The sequence below is a fragment of the Shimia sp. NS0008-38b genome, assembly GCF_040370365.1.
Lineage (GTDB): Bacteria > Pseudomonadota > Alphaproteobacteria > Rhodobacterales > Rhodobacteraceae > Shimia.
Window position 1 is genome coordinate 490,586 of the sequence record NZ_BAABWQ010000003.1, and the last position, 19,401, is coordinate 509,986.

Annotated in this window: 17 protein-coding genes and 1 other RNA gene; 4 read left to right on the plus strand and 14 right to left on the minus strand. The window is 53.7% G+C overall.

Annotated features, from left to right (window positions below; all coding sequences use genetic code 11):
- Window positions 1-37: 37 nt before the first annotated feature.
- The 5 genes from ABWV47_RS14475 to ccoN all read right to left on the minus strand — a co-directional run bounded on the left by ABWV47_RS14475 (window position 38) and on the right by ccoN (window position 4,795).
- A complete protein-coding gene (locus ABWV47_RS14475; RefSeq protein WP_353313019.1) occupies window positions 38-1,045 on the minus strand; it encodes a helix-turn-helix domain-containing protein in 1,008 nt (335 codons plus the stop codon).
- Window positions 1,046-1,386: 341 nt separating this feature from the next.
- Window positions 1,387-2,247, minus strand: a complete 861-nt coding sequence (gene ccoP / locus ABWV47_RS14480; RefSeq protein WP_353313021.1) for a cytochrome-c oxidase, cbb3-type subunit III — start codon at window positions 2,245-2,247, stop codon at window positions 1,387-1,389.
- Window positions 2,244-2,429: a cbb3-type cytochrome oxidase subunit 3 gene (locus tag ABWV47_RS14485; protein WP_353313023.1), complete on the minus strand. Its 186-nt coding sequence runs from the start codon at window positions 2,427-2,429 to the stop codon at window positions 2,244-2,246. Before ABWV47_RS14485 ends, ccoP begins: the two co-directional genes overlap by 4 nt.
- Before the next feature lie 14 nt (window positions 2,430-2,443).
- Window positions 2,444-3,175 carry a cytochrome-c oxidase, cbb3-type subunit II gene (ccoO, locus tag ABWV47_RS14490; RefSeq protein ID WP_353313025.1) on the minus strand — a complete coding sequence of 244 codons (732 nt, stop codon included), beginning with the start codon at window positions 3,173-3,175 and terminating at the stop codon, window positions 2,444-2,446.
- Between the two features lie 15 nt (window positions 3,176-3,190).
- A complete protein-coding gene (gene ccoN, locus ABWV47_RS14495; protein ID WP_353313027.1) occupies window positions 3,191-4,795 on the minus strand; it encodes a cytochrome-c oxidase, cbb3-type subunit I in 1,605 nt (534 codons plus the stop codon).
- 218 nt (window positions 4,796-5,013) lie between these two features.
- Between ccoN and ABWV47_RS14500 the strand changes: the two genes are divergently transcribed.
- Window positions 5,014-5,853, plus strand: coding sequence for a universal stress protein (locus ABWV47_RS14500; protein WP_353313892.1), 840 nt, complete (start codon window positions 5,014-5,016; stop codon window positions 5,851-5,853).
- 85 nt (window positions 5,854-5,938) lie between these two features.
- On the opposite strand, the gene fnrL is transcribed toward ABWV47_RS14500, so the two are convergent.
- The gene (fnrL, locus tag ABWV47_RS14505) at window positions 5,939-6,679 is read right to left on the minus strand and encodes a transcriptional regulator FnrL (RefSeq protein ID WP_353313029.1); all 741 of its coding nucleotides are present in this window, start codon (window positions 6,677-6,679) and stop codon (window positions 5,939-5,941) included.
- Between the two features lie 69 nt (window positions 6,680-6,748).
- Here fnrL and hemN point away from each other — a divergent pair, with 69 nt between their 5' ends.
- Window positions 6,749-8,104, plus strand: coding sequence for an oxygen-independent coproporphyrinogen III oxidase (gene hemN / locus ABWV47_RS14510; RefSeq protein ID WP_353313031.1), 1,356 nt, complete (start codon window positions 6,749-6,751; stop codon window positions 8,102-8,104).
- Between the two features lie 7 nt (window positions 8,105-8,111).
- On the opposite strand, the gene ABWV47_RS14515 is transcribed toward hemN, so the two are convergent.
- The 7 genes from ABWV47_RS14515 to ABWV47_RS14545 all read right to left on the minus strand — a co-directional run bounded on the left by ABWV47_RS14515 (window position 8,112) and on the right by ABWV47_RS14545 (window position 16,594).
- A complete protein-coding gene (locus ABWV47_RS14515) occupies window positions 8,112-8,552 on the minus strand; it encodes a GNAT family N-acetyltransferase (RefSeq protein WP_353313032.1) in 441 nt (146 codons plus the stop codon).
- 2 nt (window positions 8,553-8,554) lie between these two features.
- Complete coding sequence (locus tag ABWV47_RS14520) at window positions 8,555-10,138, minus strand: ABC transporter ATP-binding protein (protein ID WP_353313034.1); 1,584 nt, start codon at window positions 10,136-10,138, stop codon at window positions 8,555-8,557.
- Window positions 10,135-11,241 (minus strand): ABC transporter permease, encoded by a 1,107-nt coding sequence (locus tag ABWV47_RS14525; protein ID WP_353313036.1) that lies wholly within the window; start codon window positions 11,239-11,241, stop codon window positions 10,135-10,137. The genes ABWV47_RS14520 and ABWV47_RS14525 overlap by 4 nt, the downstream gene beginning before the upstream one ends.
- Entirely contained in the window at window positions 11,241-12,329 is a 1,089-nt protein-coding gene (locus ABWV47_RS14530; protein ID WP_353313038.1) for a microcin C ABC transporter permease YejB, read from the minus strand. The genes ABWV47_RS14525 and ABWV47_RS14530 overlap by 1 nt, the downstream gene beginning before the upstream one ends.
- A gap of 3 nt (window positions 12,330-12,332) precedes the next feature.
- Entirely contained in the window at window positions 12,333-14,273 is a 1,941-nt protein-coding gene (locus ABWV47_RS14535) for an extracellular solute-binding protein (protein ID WP_353313040.1), read from the minus strand.
- Between the two features lie 253 nt (window positions 14,274-14,526).
- Window positions 14,527-14,625: signal recognition particle sRNA small type (gene ffs / locus ABWV47_RS14540), an RNA gene on the minus strand.
- Between the two features lie 82 nt (window positions 14,626-14,707).
- Entirely contained in the window at window positions 14,708-16,594 is a 1,887-nt protein-coding gene (locus ABWV47_RS14545) for a bifunctional 2',3'-cyclic-nucleotide 2'-phosphodiesterase/3'-nucleotidase (RefSeq protein ID WP_353313042.1), read from the minus strand.
- A gap of 246 nt (window positions 16,595-16,840) precedes the next feature.
- On the opposite strand from ABWV47_RS14545, the gene nudC reads away from it, so the two are divergent.
- Entirely contained in the window at window positions 16,841-17,815 is a 975-nt protein-coding gene (gene nudC / locus ABWV47_RS14550; RefSeq protein ID WP_353313044.1) for an NAD(+) diphosphatase, read from the plus strand.
- A 61-nt stretch (window positions 17,816-17,876) separates the two neighbouring features.
- Window positions 17,877-18,344, plus strand: a complete 468-nt coding sequence (locus ABWV47_RS14555; protein WP_353313046.1) for an SRPBCC family protein — start codon at window positions 17,877-17,879, stop codon at window positions 18,342-18,344.
- 85 nt (window positions 18,345-18,429) lie between these two features.
- Here ABWV47_RS14555 and ABWV47_RS14560 read toward each other — a convergent pair whose 3' ends face one another.
- Complete coding sequence (locus ABWV47_RS14560) at window positions 18,430-19,266, minus strand: prephenate dehydratase (RefSeq protein ID WP_353313894.1); 837 nt, start codon at window positions 19,264-19,266, stop codon at window positions 18,430-18,432.
- Window positions 19,267-19,401 lie beyond the last annotated feature (135 nt).

Genomic DNA, 19,401 nt, shown 5'->3' on the forward strand with positions numbered 1-19,401 from the left:
CATCTTTGTCACAGACAAATTCAGAGCTGTCTGAGCTTCAAGCGAATCTTTCTTGCAGCTCCCCACGCACCTGCGCGGGAGTACGACCAGTCCAATTGTGAAACGCGCGATAGAAAGAATTTGGGTCTCGATATGCAAGTAAATAAGAGATTTCTTCAACACTCATGTCGCCCTGTCGAAGGTAATGCAGAGACAAATCAGAGCGCGTATGATCCAGCACAGACTGAAATGTCAGTCCCTCACGGCTCAGGTGGCGTTGTAAGCTGCGGCGGCTTGTCACAAGCCGCCCACAAACCGCATCCACTGACGCCTGCCCAGCAGGGAGCAGTTCCAAAAGCGCGTTGCGCACGCGCAATGACATCGACGTGTTGCGCTGTTGTTCAGCAAGTTGCCTCCGAAGCTCGCGTTCAAATCCAGACCAAAGTTGAGGGTTTTCGGATATCAACGGACGATAAGCATCCTCTCTGGTCATTGTTAAGCGCGGCAGCCGGCTTACGACCGCTTGCCGCCCAAAATGGCGATCATATACATCTTGATGTTGCACAAGATCGGGCAGACCAACTTCCAAAGGTACAAAATCCACCCCGGTGAATGTCCGGCCCAGTTCCAGAAAATAGACCATTTCAAACGCCGCCAAACAATCGGGCATGCGCAACCCTGGTTCCGCCACATCAAGTTCCAATATGACAAGGTGTTCCGTTTCCGTGACGATCAAACGGATCGGAGCGACCAAAGGTTTGAAAACCGCAAGTCGCTGTAAACCAGTGGCAATGTTGGGGCTGCAGGAGAAGGCAAATACGGCTGGGATAAATGGGCCTTGCGCAACTTTTCGCGCCATCTTGACCGCTAACTCCGGGTCATTCGCCTCCGCGAACATCGCCTCCCAGAGAGCAAAACACTGCACTGCGGTAAGGCCTCGCGTGTCCGTCTCAAACAGACTTTGGGGCAAGCCGCAGCGCCTCAAAACGCGCTCAGTCGATATGCCTTCGCTTTCCAGAAGTACCGGGGTGGATTTGTGCGCTGGGTATCGAAGCTGCTTTTGCAATGCCGTCTCCTGTGTTGCATCGAAACCTAAGCATCAGAGACGCTCGATCCAAGACAAACACTGCAAATTAGTACGAGAGGATCGCGGGTGTGAGTGCCAGCCTTTCCAGGAAACGCGCGAACAGGACGGAAAGGCCAGCACCCAATGCCCGTACGGCTTTGCGCCGGGCGACAGGCAATAGCGTTTGCGCCGCAATGCCTGTTAGAAAAATGTACTGACTTTGGGGACTCTAAAACTTGATCTCGGTCAAACGGCTGAAACTTTTTCTGCCTTTATCAAAGATGCGGCCGCCCCAATCTATTGGAGCGGCCAACTTATTGAACCACATGAAATGCCAGCCCTTATTCACCGCCTCCGAGCTGGTGAACATACGCGGAAACGGCTCTCACTTGGGCTTCAGACAAGCGTTCTGACCAGGCAGGCATGACCCCGTAACGGCTATAGGTCACTGTCTCCTTGATGGTCTCGTAGTCTCCACCATAGAGCCAGATTGCGTCCGCAAGGTTAGGTGCGCCTTGTTCTCGATCGCCTGTGCCATCTTCCATGTGACAGACTGAACAATTGTCTTCATAGACAACTGCGCCTGCAGCCACTTGCGCTGTATCAATCGCCTCACCAGAGAGCGACATCACGAAGTTCACCACTTGGTCGATCTCTTCTTTTTCAAGAAGGTCACCAAAAGCAGGCATTTCCGAGTAACGCGCATCGTCGTCCTCTTCGTTGCGAATTCCGTGTTTGATGGTCAGGTAGATGTTTTCGACATCACCGCCCCAAAGCCAGGCGTTGTCCAAGAGGTTCGGATATCCCACCGCACCAGCCGCACCCGAACCATGACATTGAGCGCACCAAGTTTTAAAAACCGCATCCCCCGCCGATACCGCATAAGGGCCCAGCTCTGCATCCGTAGCAATAGAAGTCAGCTCTGCGGCTTCCAGCTTAGCATTGATCGGGGCCAGTTTGTCTTCGGCTGCTTGAATATCGGCAGCCACATTGGCCCGAGTAGACCAGCCCAGAACTCCCGCCGTCGCACTGCTGATACCGGGCCAAGCTGGGTAGGCGATTGAGTAACCAATGGCCCAGACAATAGTGGCGTAGAACACCCACAGCCACCATCGTGGCATCGGATTGTCGAACTCTTCGATTCCGTCCCACTCATGACCAGTGGTGTTTGGATCGTCGTCGTATTTTTTCATCTTGCTCATGTCCGCGCCTCCTCGTTCGTGGCGGGTTTGTCGTCATGGCGAAAAGGGATGTTGGCCGACTCGCGGTGTTCTTTGTTGGCACCAGGGCGAAACACCCAAAACACTATTGCCATGAAGAACCCAAACAGGAACAAAAGCATCCAGCTGTCCGCAAACTCACGCAATAAGGAATAGGTTTCCATGTGTAATCCTCCCTTTACCGCGATGCATCAGGCGTGAAGGTCGAGAAATCGACCAACGTGCCTAACATTTGCAAATACGCAACCAGCGCATCCATTTCTGTAACTTCGGCGTGTCCGTCAAAGTTGCGCACATTCACGCTGTCTTCGCCGTAACGCTCCAAAAGCCCATCGTAGTCACTGTCAGGATTGGCCTGCGCCGCGAAATCCGCCTGCGCATTTGCCACCATATCGTCGGTATAGGGCACACCAAGTATCGCTTGCGTGGCCATCACCTCTCCGATGTATCTGCCGTCGATCCGCTTCTTTTCAAGGAAGCCATACTTCGGCATCACCGTCTCCGGCACGACAGCTTGCGGATCACGCAAATGATCAACATGCCAATCGTCAGAATAGCGACCACCAACCCGAGCGAGGTCAGGCCCCGTTCGCTTGGATCCCCACTGAAACGGTCGATCATACTTAGATTCCGCTGCCAAAGAGTAGTGACCATAACGCTCAACCTCGTCCCGCATTGGGCGGATCATTTGGCTGTGGCACACGTAACACCCTTCCCTGACATAGATCTCACGACCAGTAAGTTCCAATGGTGTATAGGGGCGCATACCCTCCACGTCTTCGATGGTGTTTTCGAGCCAGAACAGCGGTGCAATCTGCACAATGCCGCCAATTGTTACGACCAGAAAACTGCAGATCAGCAGGAGGGTCGCGTTGGTCTCGAGGATTTTGTGTTTGTCGAGAATAGCCATAGCTGCCGGCCCTCCTTATTCAGCCGGAACTGCGACGGTCAGGCTGGCCTCTTTGGCCGGTGCCCTACGCACAGTCATCCACAGATTGTAGCACATGATGAGGGACCCAAGCAGGAACATCAGTCCTCCAAGCCCACGCACCACGTACATCGGGAATTTCGCTGCCACAGTGTCGGCAAAGGAATTCACCAAGAAGCCGTTGGCATCCACTTCGCGCCACATCAGGCCTTCCATGATACCAGTCACCCACATGGATGCGGCGTAGAGCACGATTCCAATGGTGGCGAGCCAGAAGTGCCAACTGACAAGCTGCAGCGAGTACAGGCGCTCGCGTTTCCACAAAACCGGTGTCAGATAATACAGCGCACCAAATGTGATCATACCGTTCCAGCCCAATGCACCAGAGTGCACGTGACCAATGGTCCAGTCAGTGTAATGGCTCAGCGAGTTCACAGCGCGGATTGACATCATTGGACCTTCGAACGTCGACATGCCGTAAAAGCCAACTGAGATCACCATCATGCGGATCACCGGGTCGGTACGCAACTTGTCCCACGCGCCAGAAAGCGTCATCAGTCCGTTGATCATACCACCCCAGCTGGGCATCCACAGCACCACGGAGAACACCATGCCCAAGGTTGAAGCCCAGTCAGGCAGCGCGGTGTAGTGCAGGTGGTGCGGACCGGCCCAGATATACAAAAAGATCAACGCCCAAAAGTGAATGATCGACAGCTTGTAGGAAAACACCGGGCGCTCTGCTTGTTTCGGGATGAAGTAGTACATCATCCCCAAGAAACCCGCCGTCAGAAAGAAACCCACCGCATTATGGCCGTACCACCACTGCACCATTGCATCTTGTACCCCAGCCCAAACGATCACGGATTTCGAACCCCAGATCGAGACCGGAATGGTCAGGTTGTTCACCACATGCAGCATTGCCACGGTGACAATGAACGCAAGGAAGAACCAGTTTGCCACATATATATGTGGCTCTTTCCGCTTGATGATCGTGCCCAAAAACACGCCCAGATAGGCCACCCAAACAAGTGTCAGCCACAAATCTACATACCATTCAGGCTCGGCGTATTCTTTGGACTGTGTTCCGCCCAACAGGTAACCCGTTGCCGCCAACACAATGAACAGTTGATAGCCCCAGAAAACAAACCACGCGAGATTGCCGCCCCAAAGGCGCGCTGCGCTCGTACGCTGCACCACATAGAACGAAGTGGCGATCAACGCGTTTCCACCGAAGGCAAATATAACTGCGGATGTATGCAACGGGCGTAAACGGCCAAAATTGGCGTACCCATCGGCCCATTCAAAATTAAGAACCGGAAAGGCCAGTTGAAACGCGATGAATACACCCGCGAGAAATCCAACAACGCCCCAGAAAGCGGTGGCGATGACCCCATACCGGATCACATCGTCCATATATTCATCCTGCGGTGCAGGCAAAACCTTGGTGCCGGTATTACGCAGCACCCAAATAAAAAGCCCAAAGGACACGCCCGTGATAATCAGGGCGTGTACCATATAAGCCAAATCACGCGCGTAGTTGGCCGCGATCATCGCAAAAAATGTGATGAGGCCAAGCGCGATCAGCTTGAAGTAGTTTACCATTTCGCGTCCCTTCGTCTGGCTTCGCCTGATTCTTCCAGGCTTTAAGCGGATTTAGACAACCCGTGTTTTGCTGTTGCAGCGAAGAAGCCGCCTTGATCTGCATCAAGGAATTTGGGGAAGATCTGAGTCTTTATCAGTTTCAAGTCATGTGGCTACAAAAACGCTACAGTTTAAAGTCGCATCAAATTTATACCTTTTCTTACCACGGGTAGATGACAATGGACTACAAATCTTTGCTGTGCATCCTTACGGACTCCGAGCTCTCGAACGTGCCTTTACAGCAAGGTATTTCACTTGCTGCATCCAGAGATGCGCATTTGGACGTCCTTGCCCTAGGCGTGGATCGGTCCCAAACGGGATATTTTTACGCAGGTGCGGACGCCCTTTTGATGCAGGAAATGCTCAATCGCGCCCATGAAGAAGCTGATGCTATCCACTCCAAAGCGGAGGCCGCATTGCGAAACGCGGGTATTCAGTGGGGATGTGACAAGGGGGTGGCTCAGATCGCTGATTTGGGTCGGCACGTGGCGGCACGCGCACGATTTTCAGATCTTGTGATCTTGCCGAAACCCTACGGCAAGGACCGAGGGACCGAACTTGAACCCACATTGGAGGCGGCGATTTTTGAGGGGCAGGCTCCGGTGCTGATGGTTCCTGACACATCGACCCCGATGACATCACCAAAAAAGATCTCCATTGGTTGGAACGAAAGTGCAGAAGCCTTGGTTGCGACCCGTGCCGCACTGCCATTCCTAAAAGCAGCCGATGTCGTGCACGTGGTCGTTATTGATCCCCCCACCCATGGGCCAAACCGGTCTGATCCCGGGGGTCTTTTGTCGCAGTTTCTGTCTCGCCATGGCGTGAAGGTTGAGGTGGACGTGCTATCCAAAACCCAACCTCGTGTGTCAGATGTGCTGCTCCGGCATGCCGCAGACGCCGACATCGATATGCTTGTGATGGGAGCTTACGGCCATTCGCGCTTCCGAGAAGCCATTCTCGGCGGCGCAACACGCAACATGTTGGAACACGCAACAATCCCAGTGTTCCTGGCACACTGAGGCTGCACGCAAACGACAGAAAACAAACCGATTCAAAACGGCGTCCACCTCTCATACAGCAAATATATAGTGGTAACGCGTTGGACTACGCCATCATACCGCCGTCGCTGTCGTCGCCCGCCTCGTCCAACAAGCGTTGAAAGTTTGGCACCGTCACATGACGCTTGCCTTCCAATACAATCACGCCATCCCGCTTGAGGGCAGAAATCTGACGGCTCACAGTTTCCAAAGTCAACCCAAGGTAGTCGGCCATGGCTTCACGGGTCAGTGGCAGATCGAACACCATCGCGTCCGCTGTTCGCCCTAAATTCAACGACGCGTCACGACGTCCGATGATCGCCAATAGACTGGCGATCTTCTCCCTTGCCGTTTTGCGCCCCAAGACCAACATCCACTCGCGCGCAGCGTCCAATTCATCCAGCGTCATTTCAAGCAAGCGTTGTGCCACATGTGGCGTCTCGTTCATAAGCTTCTCAAAAGGCTTGCGGCGGAAGCAACACATGACGAGATCTGTTGTAGCCACAACGTCGTAGCTCGCAGAGTCACGCCCAGGGCGGCCCATAAAATCGCTTGGTAACAACAAGCCAACCATCTGGGTTCTACCATCTTCCATCGTTTGCGTTAGAGACGCGATTCCCGAAACAACCGACCCCACAAATTCCATCCGATCGCCGGACCAGATCACCGTTTGTCCAGCCTCAAAGCTTCGATAGAACTTTATCGCATCTAATTGCTCTAACTCATCTGCATCACAGCGCGCACAAACGGCTCGATGTTTTATCGGGCAATTGTCACATCCCATGGACAGGTTGACGATTTCATTCATGATCTGGCTCGCTCATCGACTTGATCTGGGTCAAGGGAAGGCCTTGAACCGCCCTCTATAGCTACGCCTATGGAAACGGAAAAACAATTGGCGAAGCTGGGACTGTTCGACGCAAAGGTGCCGCGGTACACCAGCTACCCCACAGCACCGCACTTCAACAACGACGTCACTCCACAGACCTATCAGGCCTGGATCGAAGCGATTCCGGTGGGCGCACAGGTCTCGCTTTACGTGCATGTGCCATTTTGTCGCCGCTTATGTTGGTTCTGTGCGTGCCGTACTCAGGGCACCTCTACGTTGTCGCCGGTCGCCGCATATGTCGAAACACTGAAAGCTGAACTAAAAATTCTTAAGGCCAGTTTGCCAGAAGGTGTCTCACTGTCTCGTCTCCATTGGGGAGGCGGCACGCCAACATTGCTTAGCCCTGCCATGATGGAAGATCTCGCAGGAGCCATATTTGATGTGGCACCGATGGCGTCGACCAGTGAATTCTCTGTCGAAATCGACCCCAACGAAATCGACGAAGCCCGCCTGGCCGTGTTGGCCAAGGCCGGCATGAACCGCGCCTCTATCGGAGTGCAGGATTTTGACAACGAAATCCAACAAACCATCGGCCGCATCCAAGGTTATGACATAACCCGAGACGCCGTTGATATGATCCGGGCACATGGCGTGCAAAGCGTAAATGCCGATATTCTTTTCGGACTGCCGCACCAAACCCAAGCGCGCATCACAGAAAGTGTGCAAAAACTGTTGTCGCTGTCACCTGATCGGGTCGCACTTTATGGCTATGCACACGTACCTTGGATGGCCAAACGTCAGCAAATGATTCCGTCAGATGCGCTACCGACGCCCCAAGAACGCCTGCGGCTCTTTGAAACCGCACGCAAATTGTTCCTCTGGGATGACTACGACGAAATCGGCATCGATCATTTTGCCACAAAAACTGATGGCCTATCCGTGGCACAACGCAACGGCACCCTGCGCCGAAATTTCCAAGGATACACCGACGACACGGCGGATGTTTTGCTCGCAGTTGGCGCGTCCTCAATCGCCCGCTTTCCTCAAGGCTACGCGCAAAACGCACCGGCCACTTCAGCTCACACAGCCGCCATCCGCAACGGGAGCTTTTCCACTTCACGTGGCCACAAGTTCCGAAATGAAGACCTTATACGCGGGCGTATCATTGAGGCTCTCATGTGTGACTTCCGTGTCAACGCCTTAGAAATTACCGAGCGTTTCGACATCCCACGTGCACGGTTTGACGAGATGATCTCAGAGGTCACAGCGCAGTTCCCCGATGTGTTGATCCACGAAGGCGACATCCTTCTGATTCCACAAAATGCACGCCCACTGACCCGTATGATCGCCCGCGCGTTTGACGCCTACGACATGAGCAAAGCGCAACATAGCGCCGCGATATAGCGAGCAACTAGATAGCTTTCGACACCCACTCATAGTGGGTGTCGAGCGTATCTTTATCGGTCTCGCGAAAACCACATGCTTGATAGAACCCATTTGCCGGGCTGCCATTGAGCGCAACAAGCCGCACTGGTTTACCCGCAAGCGCGGCGGTCTCTTGCACCAGAGTCACGACAAACCGCCCAGCTCCTCTACTTTGGAAGTTTGGGGCGACATACAAGTGATCAAGGTACAGACACTCCAAGACATTGCGCACCACAAAGAATCCAGCCAAATACTCACCACGCCACAAAAGCTTGGTGTCTTCAGCGACAAAACTATCTAGAAGCCGATGCCGCGCACGAACAGGATCGAACCGCCCCACTGCCTCAAGGCTGTCACGCATGGCAGCCACACGTATGTCCGCAAGCCGCGCTGCGTCTTGCGGCTTTGCGCCCGTAATTTCGTACATCTCTATGGTCCGGGCGCGGCAGCCAAGAGTTCACGGGTGTAGTCCGTCTGAGGATTGGTAAACAAACTCTCCGATGACCCGTGTTCCACCACATCTCCCGCCTTCATCACCATAATCTTGTGGCTCATGGCCCGTACCACATGCAAATCGTGACTGATGAACAAATAGGCCAACCCGTATTTGCTCTGTAGATCACGCAACAGCTCTACAATCTGCACTTGTACCGTCATGTCCAATGCCGACGTCGGTTCGTCCAACACCACCAATTTGGGTCTCAAAATCATCGCACGCGCAATCGCGATCCGTTGTCGTTGACCACCAGAAAACTCATGTGGATAGCGGTCCATCGATGCCGGATCGAGCCCAACTTCCTCCATGACCTCTCCAACCAACGTGCGTGTGTCTCTCCCATCAGGATTGCCATGAACCCCCAGACCTTCTGCAATAATCTGCTCACACGTCATGCGCGGGCTCAGGCTGCCAAACGGATCTTGGAACACAATTTGCATGTCTTTTCGTAGCTTGCGCAGTTCGCGCGTGTTCCACTGCCGCACATCTTGGCCAACAAAGCCGATCCTACCTTCGCTGGAAATAAGCCGCATCATTGCCAACGCAAGCGTGGTCTTACCGGAGCCACTCTCACCAACCACACCCAACGTTTCACCGGCACGCACTGTCAGGCTCGTGTCGTTCACCGCCTTCACATGACCAACGGTTCGTTTGAGCAATCCACGCTGAATCGGGAACCAGACACGCAGATTTTCCGTCTCTGCAATCACTTCCGCATCCGCAGACACTGGCTCCGGCACGCCCACTGCGCGCGCGCTTAGCAACAACTGCGTGTAAGGATGCTGAGGATTGTCAAAAATCTCGGCAACGGGTCCGGCCTCGACGATTTCACCGTCTTTCATAACGCAAACACGATCCGCAATCCGCCGTACAACGCCCAAGTCATGGGTGATGAACAACAACCCCATGCCTTCGGATTTCTTCAAGTCTGCCAGCAATTCCAAAATCTGCGCCTGAATGGTCACATCCAACGCTGTCGTCGGTTCATCCGCGATCAAGATGTCCGGCTTATTTGCCAGCGCCATGGCGATCATTACCCTCTGTCGTTGCCCGCCAGACAGTTCATGCGGATAGGCTGTCAGCCGCTGCTCCGCATCGCGCAGCCCTACTTTGTTGAGCAAATCCAATATCCGCGCCCGCGCATTGTCGCCCGCCACGCCTTGGTGCAACGCCAAACTCTCTCCCAGCTGCTTATCGATCGTGTGCAACGGGTTAAGAGATGTCATCGGCTCCTGAAAAATAAAGCTGATGTCGTTGCCACGCACCTTGCGCAGAAGTTTGTCTGAGGCGCCCACCATCTCTTGACCATCGTATGTCACAGAACCCGACACTTCAGCACTTTCAGGCAACAACGACACTGTCGACAAGGCTGACACCGACTTGCCGGAGCCAGACTCTCCCACCAAGGCGACGGTTTCCCCGCGATCCAAGGAGAAGCTCACGCCTTTCACGGCCTCATGAAGCTGCCCGTCTTGGCGGAAAGCCACCCGCAGGTCTTTGACGTTCAGAATGCTCATGAAAAGGTCTTCCTCGGATCGAAAGCGTCCCGCACGCCCTCAAAGATAAACACCAACAGCGACAGCATGATCGCAAAAGTGAAAAACGCGGTGAAACCGAGCCACGGCGCTTGAAGGTTCTGTTTGGCCTGCAAGGTCAGTTCGCCCAAACTTGGTGCCGAAGACGGCAGGCCGAAGCCCAAGAAATCCAACCCTGCGAGCGTGCTGATTGAGCCTGTTACAATGAACGGCAGCATGGTCACCGTCGCCACCATCGCATTGGGCAGCATGTGGCGGAACATGATCACCCGGTTGCTGACACCCAGCGCCCGTGCCGCACGCACATATTCTAAGTTCCGCGCCCGCAGGAACTCCGCCCGCACCACGCCCACCAATGCCGTCCAGCTGAACAACACTGTCAGCAGCACAAGAAGCCAGAAACTGCGTCCCAAAATCGCGAACATAATGATGATGATATATAGGCTAGGTGTGGCGCCCCAAATCTCGATCACCCTCTGGAAAACTAAGTCCAACCAGCCACCAAAAAAGCCCTGAACAGCACCGGCAAATATCCCGATAAGGCTTGCCGCAGTGGTCACAACCAATGTGAAAACGATCGACAGTCGGAAGCCATAGATCACCCGCGCCACCACATCGCGTTTTCGGTCATCCGTGCCCAGCCAGTTCTGCGCATTGGGTGGCAATGGTGCAGCGCCAGCACGGTCCACGGGTGTGTCAAAGCTGTAGGGGATCAACGGCCAAAGGGTCCAACCTTTGTCAAATCCGTCAGCCGCATAGCTTCCCGCATCAACCTCTGTGATTATGTCTTCAGGAGAGTCAAAGCACTCTTCGACCCCACCTGTGGTGATCAAACATTCCACCACAGGGTCGGTGTAATCAGCTTCGGTTTTGAAGTCCCCACCAAAGGTGGTCTCAGGATAGAAATTTAAAATCGGCGTGAAGTAGTCGCCGCGATAGTTCACCAAGATCGGTTTGTCGTTTGCAAGAAGTTCCGCAAACAGCGACACCCCAAAGGCCACACAGAAAATGATCAGCGACCAGAAGGCGCGACGGTTGCGCTTAAAATTGCTCCACCGGCGCTGGTTCAGAGGGGACAATGCCATCAGCCTTCCCTCTTCTCAAAGTCAATGCGCGGGTCAACCAGCACATACATAAGGTCTGACAGGATTCCCACTACGAGGCTTATCAAGCCAAAAACAAAAAGCGTTCCAAAGATCACTGGGTAGTCTCGTGCAACGGCCGCCTCGAAACCGAGTCTGCCCAAACCATCAAGCGAGAAGATGGTCTCGATCAAAACTGATTGACCAAAGAACACGCCAATAAACATCGCTGGAAAGCCCGCAATCACAATGAGCATGGCGTTGCGGAAGACGTGACCGTATAGCACACGCTTTTCGGTCAGGCCCTTGGCCCGCGCGGTCATCACATAGTGTTTCTTGATCTCATCCAAAAAGCTGTTTTTGGTCAGCAAAGTGAGGGTCGCAAATGCAGAAATTGTCGACGCAGCCACAGGCAAAGCGATGTGCCACATGTAGTCCAGTATTTTGCCAATCAGAGTCAGATCTTCAAACCCATCGGACGTCAATCCGCGCAAGGGAAAGATCTTCCAATACGATCCGCCCGCAAACAAAACCAGCAACATAATCGCAAACAGAAATCCGGGGATCGCATAGCCAACAATGATCGCGCCAGAGGTCCATGTGTCAAAAGGTGTGCCATCTTTCACCGCCTTGCGAATACCAAGGGGAATGGACACCGCATAGGCGAGCAACGTGGCCCAAAGTCCTAACGTGATGGACACCGGCATCTTTTCCAGCACCAAATCCACTACGCTGATTTTGCGGAAATAGCTCTCCCCAAAATCAAGCCGCATATAGTTGCCCATCATGCTCAGGAAACGCTCAAGCGGTGGTTTGTCAAAGCCGAACTCTTTTTCCAGTTCTTCAATGAATTCCTTGGGCAGCCCGCGCGCGCCCAAATATTCACTGTCGGAACCAAAGGTCTCTTCCCCTCCAACATCTTCATTGCCACCTGCAAAACCGGAGAATACGTCTCCCTCGCCCTGCATTTGTGCAATGACCTGTTCTACTGGCCCACCCGGGACAAACTGTACAAGTGTGAAGTTGATGATCATGACCCCAAGCAACGTTGGGATCACCAGAAGCAGTCGTCGAAGTATATAGGCGCCCAATGCTTACTTCCTCAGAGCGCCAGAGGCGATCAACGCCTCGTGTTTCTCTTTGTTATACCACCAGAAATCCAACACACCCACGGAATAGGGCGGCAACTCTTCTGGTCGTTCAAACATATCAAAATATGACACCCAAGTTTCCGGCACATAGCCTGCATGGGCGATCACGCGCTCATACCGTAGCGCGCGGTCCAAAGCCGTAAGCGCCACGACTTCGTCTTCCCGCGACGTCGTGGCCAAGGCTGCATCTATGATCGCATCCACCATCGGGCTGCGCAGTGCGGAAGGATTGTACGAAGACACTTCCGCGGTCTTGGAACCAAACAACTGCTTCAACCCAGTCCCCGCGGAGGTAAACGTCAGAATGCGGGTGTGGATCAGGTCATAGTCTTTGTCTAGAAACCGTTGTTGCCCTTGCGCGCTATCCACCTTGTCGGCCTTCACCTTAATGCCCCAATTTGCCAACGTCTTCACGTAGGCCCCAATCGTTGCTTGGCGTGTTTCGTCCCAACTCGAGATCACAAGGAAGTCCAGCGACATCTGTGCACCAGATCCATCAACCATTTGACCTTCGTCGTTCACGGTCCATCCCGCTTTTTCAAACAGTTTTAGCGCGGCGCGCTTGCTGCGGCGGTCAATCGGATTGGAAGGGTTAGAGCTGTGCGGCATGACCGCTGACTCTGTGAGCATCTCCTGAGGTACAATCTCACCAAGAGATTCAAGAAGTGCCAACTCCGCACCTTCTGGTACCCCCTTGGCTTCCCAATCCTGCCCTTCAACAAAAGAGTTTCGCTGCGTGGTCAACTCGTACTGAAGGGACTCACGCGTCCATTCAAAGTTGAACGCCAGTGATAGCGCATGGCGCACATCGCGATTGTCCAAAGGCGCGCGCAGCGTGTTGAATATCACACCGCTATTGTTGGGAGCCGTGCCACTTGGCAATGCAACTTTTTTGACGGTCCCATTGTCAATTCCCGGGAAATCATACCCTGTTGCCCAACGTTTGGTGGAGCCTTCGGTACGGAAAGTGAACTCGCCAGCCTTAAAAGCTTCGAATTCCGCAGTGGCATCGCTAAAATACTCAATCCGCACACGGTCGAAGTTAAAGCGCCCAATATTCGCAGGGTGGTCCCACCCCCAATAATTTGGGTTCTTCTCGTAAACGACATATCGATTGAACTCATAGTCACCCACTTGGTAGGGTCCTGATGCCATCGGCGAAAGCACAGATGGCTCGTCCAACCGCTCACCGGTTTCTTGGTACCAAGCTTCCGAGAATATCGGCGTCCCGCCGACTTGGCCGATCAAGGAACGGCGCGAGATGCCATCTGCAAATGTGTATTTCAACGTATGATCATCAATCACCTCAACTCCGGTGATGCGCTCACTCACAGATCGCGCATACGACCGAATGCCCTGTTCTAAGAAGAGGTTGTGTGTAAAAGCCGCATCCTGCGCTCGAAGCGGCGAACCATCGCGGAACACAACATCATCGCGCATGTGGAACACACACCACTCTTTGCTCTTGGGGTATTCCACTTCTTTGGCGATCAAGCAGTAGCTATCGGTGATCGAATCTGCTGGCGCGCCGCCGCCCCATGGCATCTCGGCAAACATCGACTCCGCAACAACCCCTGAGGCGGTTTCGGGGTTACCCCGCCAAGCAAAGCGATTAAACCCATCAAAGGTGCCCCGTGAACTCAGAGTGATCTCACCCCCCTTTGGCGCATTGGGGTTCACATAATCGAAATGCGGAAAATCTGCTGGATACTTCAAATCCCCAAAAAACGAATACCCATGGGAGCGAATGATTTGATCTTCATTGGCAAAGGCCATTCCACTGCCAAGTCCGGCACCAATTGACAGAGCACTGCCTCCCATAAGGCGTAGTGCCCCACGGCGATCAAACATAGGACCTGAAATTTTAAAGGTTTTTTCGCTCATCTAGCTTCCCCTGGGCCTGCGCGGTGTACCGCCGCTGGTGTATCTAACAAGCTAAAGGCGTCCGGTGGCAATGTTCAAGTTCTCAATGCCTCAACAACCCGTGAAAGTCCCCAGTATCTTCATTTGACTGCGAATATCCCGGGGTCCTTCGGTTGTCCCGTCGCCTGCGGACCCTGTTTGGAACATGGCACGAAACCCAGAAACAGCTGGCCTGGTTGGTGCCCACACACCAAAAGATCATGCTAAAGGAGAAAGGTGAGAGGCTGGACAACGACCCAAGCGGGGCTCGTTACGGCTGCTTCCTTCCGGATCTGACCGGGTTGGCGAGGCGCTTACCCGCGCCAACCTCTCAGGACGGCATATATGTTGTCATGTCGTATGATGCAAGCGTTGAGGTCTGCATTCTCACTTAGGTACTTTGGGTCTTTACTGCGTCACCCAAATTCAGAAAACCGCAACTGATAGCGCTCAAATCCACCAACCGCGGGCCCGATTCTGTCAATTGGCATTCCGCCGCGCTTCAAATATGCCCCCGCACCAGGGCCCGTTTCAAAAAATGCCGTTGTGTTGGCAAGCGACTTCATTTTCCACGTGTCCAGTTTTTGTTCTTGTTCCGCTGTTGTTCTGGCAATGTGCTGCTCCAAAATGTCTCGCACGCTTGCTGAGCCCACATCAATTTCGTCTGCGGTTTGGATCATTGGAAAGTTTCCGCCCCCGCCCCCACGGTAGTCGTTGGTCGCCAACAAAAATCGCTTATCAGGCGCAACCGGCGCGCCTCGCCATGTCATATCAGCAATACGACGCGCTTGCGGATTTCTGACTTCCCCATCAAGTCCGTATCGCGCCGGCTGGGATAAATCGACCAAATAGGACAAACCATAGATGGCTTCGCGGTTGTACGTCGGCGCGTCACGATCATGCAAAAATTGACCCTGCACACCAACACGGATTTGGTTGTAAACGGAAAACCCTTTCTCCAACCATTCCATAACATGCGACCCGGATACGTCATACAAGCATATGTGGTTGGAATAGGGCTGAATGTCTTCCACCACACGCGCGCTCATTTCACCAGAAGGCACGTCGACGTAGTGCGCCGGACCGGCACGCCCCCCGCATTTCAGCGGTGCGACAGAAGCCAACACAGGGTAGGCCGCGAAGGCGGTGCCCGCAATTGCCTCCCGTACAAAAGCAACTTTTGCTTCCGCCACCAACCGCGACGCATGGTCATCCTCCACCATCGCGAAATAGCTTGTCACGGGCCAAGGCAGATGTCCCAGCTTTCGGCGCATTCTGGCAATCGTTGCGACGTGACTGCTTTCGACTACAGCGCACATGGCGTCGTCCTCTGGTATGGGATCCACTCCCCCAAGCGCGTGCACTTTGGATTGCGCGTCTATGACCTCCCACCTTGCGGCCTGCTTGACCAGAGTCAGGTCGATTTGCCCCAAATGAGATCCGTGTGCACCTGGCATGACCGCAGGCTTTCCACTCAAAGTACCATTTTCTGGATCGATCCCCTTCTGCGACGCATAAGACGGCCCCGGAAACACCCGATGCACGTGCCCACAGACCACGGCACTCACGCCATCAAGTTCCGACAAACGCAAAGCCACGTTCTCGGCGCTACCGTGTCCTTCATGTTCGGAAATCCCACTGTGAGCCAAGACCACAATCACATCGACGCCCCGTTGTTGCAAACGCGTCACCTGCCGACGCACAGCCACACTCATATCCTCGCCGCGCAACCGGCCTTTGATACGTAACTTGTCCCAAGAGACCACCTGTGGTGGCAAAACGGAGATCACACCAACGCAAAGATTATGCGGGGTCCCAAACTGGTCTTCACTGGACACCCTCAAAAGAATACTTGGCTGCCAAAGGGCATCGTAAACAGCAGAATCAGACACTGTGCTGATGTGCAAATTGGCACAGAGTATCGGAAATTTCGCTTGTTTTAAAATGCCCTGCAAGTCTTCCGCAGGTAGGTTGAACTCATGATTTCCCAGTCCAACTGCGTCGTAGGCCAAATGGTTCATGGCGGCGATCACTGGATTTTTCTTAGCGATAGGCGGCGCCTCTCCTTCTCCACCGGCAATCGCTGCGCCTTGCAGAAAGTCCCCATTGTCAAACAACAACGTTGCGTTTCCATCTGCGCGTAATTCCGCAATTTTGGTAGCTGCCCGCGCCAAAGATCCATTTAAGGTTCTGTGATCTTTGGCATAATCATAGTCCATCAAGGTTGCGTGAACATCGCTCGTTGCCAAAAGGCGCAGCGAAACTTGTCGCTTTGTCACCTGATCATCGCTTTGCTCAATCACATCTCATCCCTTGCTGCTCAACCGCACCAACCCCATGGTGTCACGCATCATCAAAGAAACTATCCCGCGATGTGCGCACTCGTCAGAAGCGGCAGACTGGATGAACTTCTCAAGAAAGAAAACCGCGTTCACCGACAATCGCTTTGGCTCACCATAAATTCACGCTGCAGCCTAGTTAAAACGTTTCAAAGCCGGATTGCAGCTAGCGCACGAAAATGCGACGTCTGTAGGAAGCAGGAGACCATCATGAGACACGCAGAAACCGTAACCTTCGGAGGGTCACACCTCAATCGCGCAGCAGAACTGCGAGGCAACGAAGCCACCACTCTTGCGACCCAGTCCTGCAGTCGCAGCATCGTTATGTGGCGGGGAAAACCGCTTGTCAGAGGGGCAGGGTTGGATCAACTCGCGCATCTTCCAATGGACCACGCATTGTTTGAGACCACGCTAAAACCACCGGTTCCGCCAATCTTTCTTGGCCTATCTAACGATGGGCACGGCTTGTTTGCTCATGACATCTCAGCTTGGGAACCTGAGGCGCTAGATGCTGAAAGCCTCACCCAATTCTTTGACCCGTCACAGCAGCATCACCCCTCTCTGCCAGCCGATCATCTTTTTGTGGAGTTGCGCGGCATCATGGCCCGTCTGTCTGCGCGCGACGCGGAACTCGCGGCCACTGCGCGCGCCATTTATGGCTGGCACCGCTCCCATCGGTTCTGTGCAAGTTGTGGTGCAGAAAGCCGCATGGCCATGTCAGGCTGGCAACGCAATTGTCCAGCTTGCCACACCCCCCACTTTCCTCGCACTGACCCTGTTGTCATTATGCTCATTACAATGGGCAATAAGGTGTTGATGGGACGTTCGCCCGGTTGGCCTGAAGGCATGTATTCACTGCTCGCAGGATTTGTTGAGCCTGGAGAACCTCTGGAGGCCGCGGTAAGACGCGAAGTTTTTGAAGAAGCCGGTGTTCGCGTTGGCGCTGTGAGCTACCTCTCAAGCCAACCTTGGCCTTTCCCCTCTTCTTTGATGTTTGGCTGTGCAGGCGAAGCTCTCACAGACGAAATCACCCTTGATCCCCACGAACTAGAAGATGCCATTTGGGTCAACCGCGAAGAAATGTTAGATGTTTTCGCTGGGCAGCACGCTTTTCTGAAACCTGCTCGAAAAGGTGCGATCGCGCATTTTCTATTGCGAAACTGGCTTGCGGACCGTCTGGAATGACGCGACTATAGCGTCAAAATTTCCCTTTCAAAATCTACCGTTTTTATCAGACAGAGGCACCATGGAACTCACAGGCAGAGAAGACATTGACGTCCCAATAGAGCAAGCCTTTGAAATGTTGACGGACGTGGAAGTCTATGAACGCTCCGCATTGCGGCGCGGTGCCGAAGTCACCCGTCTCGACAACCTCCCACGTGTCGGTGTGGGGGCAAAATGGGATATTGGCTTCATATTTCGAGGCAAAGAACGTGATGTACGCCTTGAAATTAAAGGATTTGATTCCCCAAACGAGATCGACATGGAGGCCAAGCTCCAAGGGCTTGAGACCGACATCAAAATCGAATTGGTGGCCCTCTCGCGCAAAAAAACGCGCATTCAATTCTGGAGCGGCATGCGCGCAAAAAGCCTGTCGGCGCGGTTGCTGTTGCAGTCACTAAAGCTCGCGAAGTCTAGCTTAAACAGCCGCATCGAGAAACGCATGGTCAACCTGCGTAAAGATCTGGAAGACCGCTACACACGGCGTGCGTAGAGCAACATTTTTTCCTTTCCGCTACTTCAATGAACAAAGGCGCCGAATTTGGCGCCTTTGTGCATTCGACAGGCTTCATGGCTGGTCACGCCATTCTGTCGCGTTCAGCAGGATATACGCCAATGATCGAGACATGGGTGGTGAAGTATCGCAACTCATCCATCGCCAATCGCACGGCGCGGTCCTCGGGATGGCCTTCAATGTCAGCGTAAAATCGTGTCGCCGTGAAATTGCCGCCAACCATGTAGCTCTCTAGCTTGGTCATATTGATGCCGTTGGTGGCAAAGCCGCCCATCGCTTTGTAAAGTGCAGCGGGGATATTACGCACTTCGAAGACAAAGGTCGTGATCATTTTCCGATCGGTTCGACGTGTGTGATCCGGATCACGTGACATGATCAAAAAGCGTGTTGTATTGTGCCCATGATCCTCAACATCTCGCGCGAGAACCTGAAGCCCATAGATGTCCGCTGCCAACTCCGAGGCCAAAACACCTTCATTGCTCGGCTTTTTCTCGGACAGCTCACGCGCGGCGCCTGCGCTATCAACGGCTGAAAAAGCCTTCATGTTGTGCGCTTTCAAAAATCCCGCAGACTGTGGCAGCAGCACCAAATGCGCACGGACCGTATCAATGTCCTGCATCGGCACGCCGGGCAGCCCCAATAGGCTGATCCGCACGCGTACAAAAGCTTCATCAATAATGTGCAAACCACTTTCAGGCAGCAACCGATGAATATCAGCGACGCGGCCATAGGTCGAATTCTCGATCGGAAGCATGGCCAAATCCGCTTCGCCACTTTTGACCGCAGCAATCACATCTTCAAACGTGCGACATGGCATCGCCTCCATGTTGGGACGTGCAGCCTGGCACGCCTCATGAGAATAGGCGCCAGCTTCCCCCTGAAACGCGATGCGATTGGTCAATTCGGTCATTTTTGTCCCTTTTCTCCCCGATTTGTGCAGAGTTTCTGCACAGTTTCTCCAAGGGGGGCGTTTGGTCGCGGTAACTATACCTTGCGTTCTCTTAGGGGAAGCGGATAGATACGCGGCAAACGCCAC

What these genes read in the sequence shown, in the direction of transcription:
- ABWV47_RS14525 (WP_353313036.1), bottom strand. Translation starts at nt 11,241, where the DNA reads ATGGCATTGTCCCCTCTGAACCAGCGCCGGTGGAGCAATTTTAAGCGC.
- ccoN (WP_353313027.1), bottom strand. Translation starts at nt 4,795, where the DNA reads ATGGTAAACTACTTCAAGCTGATCGCGCTTGGCCTCATCACATTTTTT.
- ABWV47_RS14500 (WP_353313892.1), top strand. Translation starts at nt 5,014, where the DNA reads ATGGACTACAAATCTTTGCTGTGCATCCTTACGGACTCCGAGCTCTCG.
- ccoO (WP_353313025.1), bottom strand. Translation starts at nt 3,175, where the DNA reads ATGGCTATTCTCGACAAACACAAAATCCTCGAGACCAACGCGACCCTC.
- ABWV47_RS14555 (WP_353313046.1), top strand. Translation starts at nt 17,877, where the DNA reads ATGGAACTCACAGGCAGAGAAGACATTGACGTCCCAATAGAGCAAGCC.
- ccoP (WP_353313021.1), bottom strand. Translation starts at nt 2,247, where the DNA reads ATGAGCAAGATGAAAAAATACGACGACGATCCAAACACCACTGGTCAT.
- hemN (WP_353313031.1), top strand. Translation starts at nt 6,749, where the DNA reads ATGGAAACGGAAAAACAATTGGCGAAGCTGGGACTGTTCGACGCAAAG.
- ABWV47_RS14515 (WP_353313032.1), bottom strand. Translation starts at nt 8,552, where the DNA reads ATGTACGAAATTACGGGCGCAAAGCCGCAAGACGCAGCGCGGCTTGCG.
- ABWV47_RS14535 (WP_353313040.1), bottom strand. Translation starts at nt 14,273, where the DNA reads ATGAGCGAAAAAACCTTTAAAATTTCAGGTCCTATGTTTGATCGCCGT.
- fnrL (WP_353313029.1), bottom strand. Translation starts at nt 6,679, where the DNA reads ATGAATGAAATCGTCAACCTGTCCATGGGATGTGACAATTGCCCGATA.
- ABWV47_RS14485 (WP_353313023.1), bottom strand. Translation starts at nt 2,429, where the DNA reads ATGGAAACCTATTCCTTATTGCGTGAGTTTGCGGACAGCTGGATGCTT.
- ABWV47_RS14520 (WP_353313034.1), bottom strand. Translation starts at nt 10,138, where the DNA reads ATGAGCATTCTGAACGTCAAAGACCTGCGGGTGGCTTTCCGCCAAGAC.
- nudC (WP_353313044.1), top strand. Translation starts at nt 16,841, where the DNA reads ATGAGACACGCAGAAACCGTAACCTTCGGAGGGTCACACCTCAATCGC.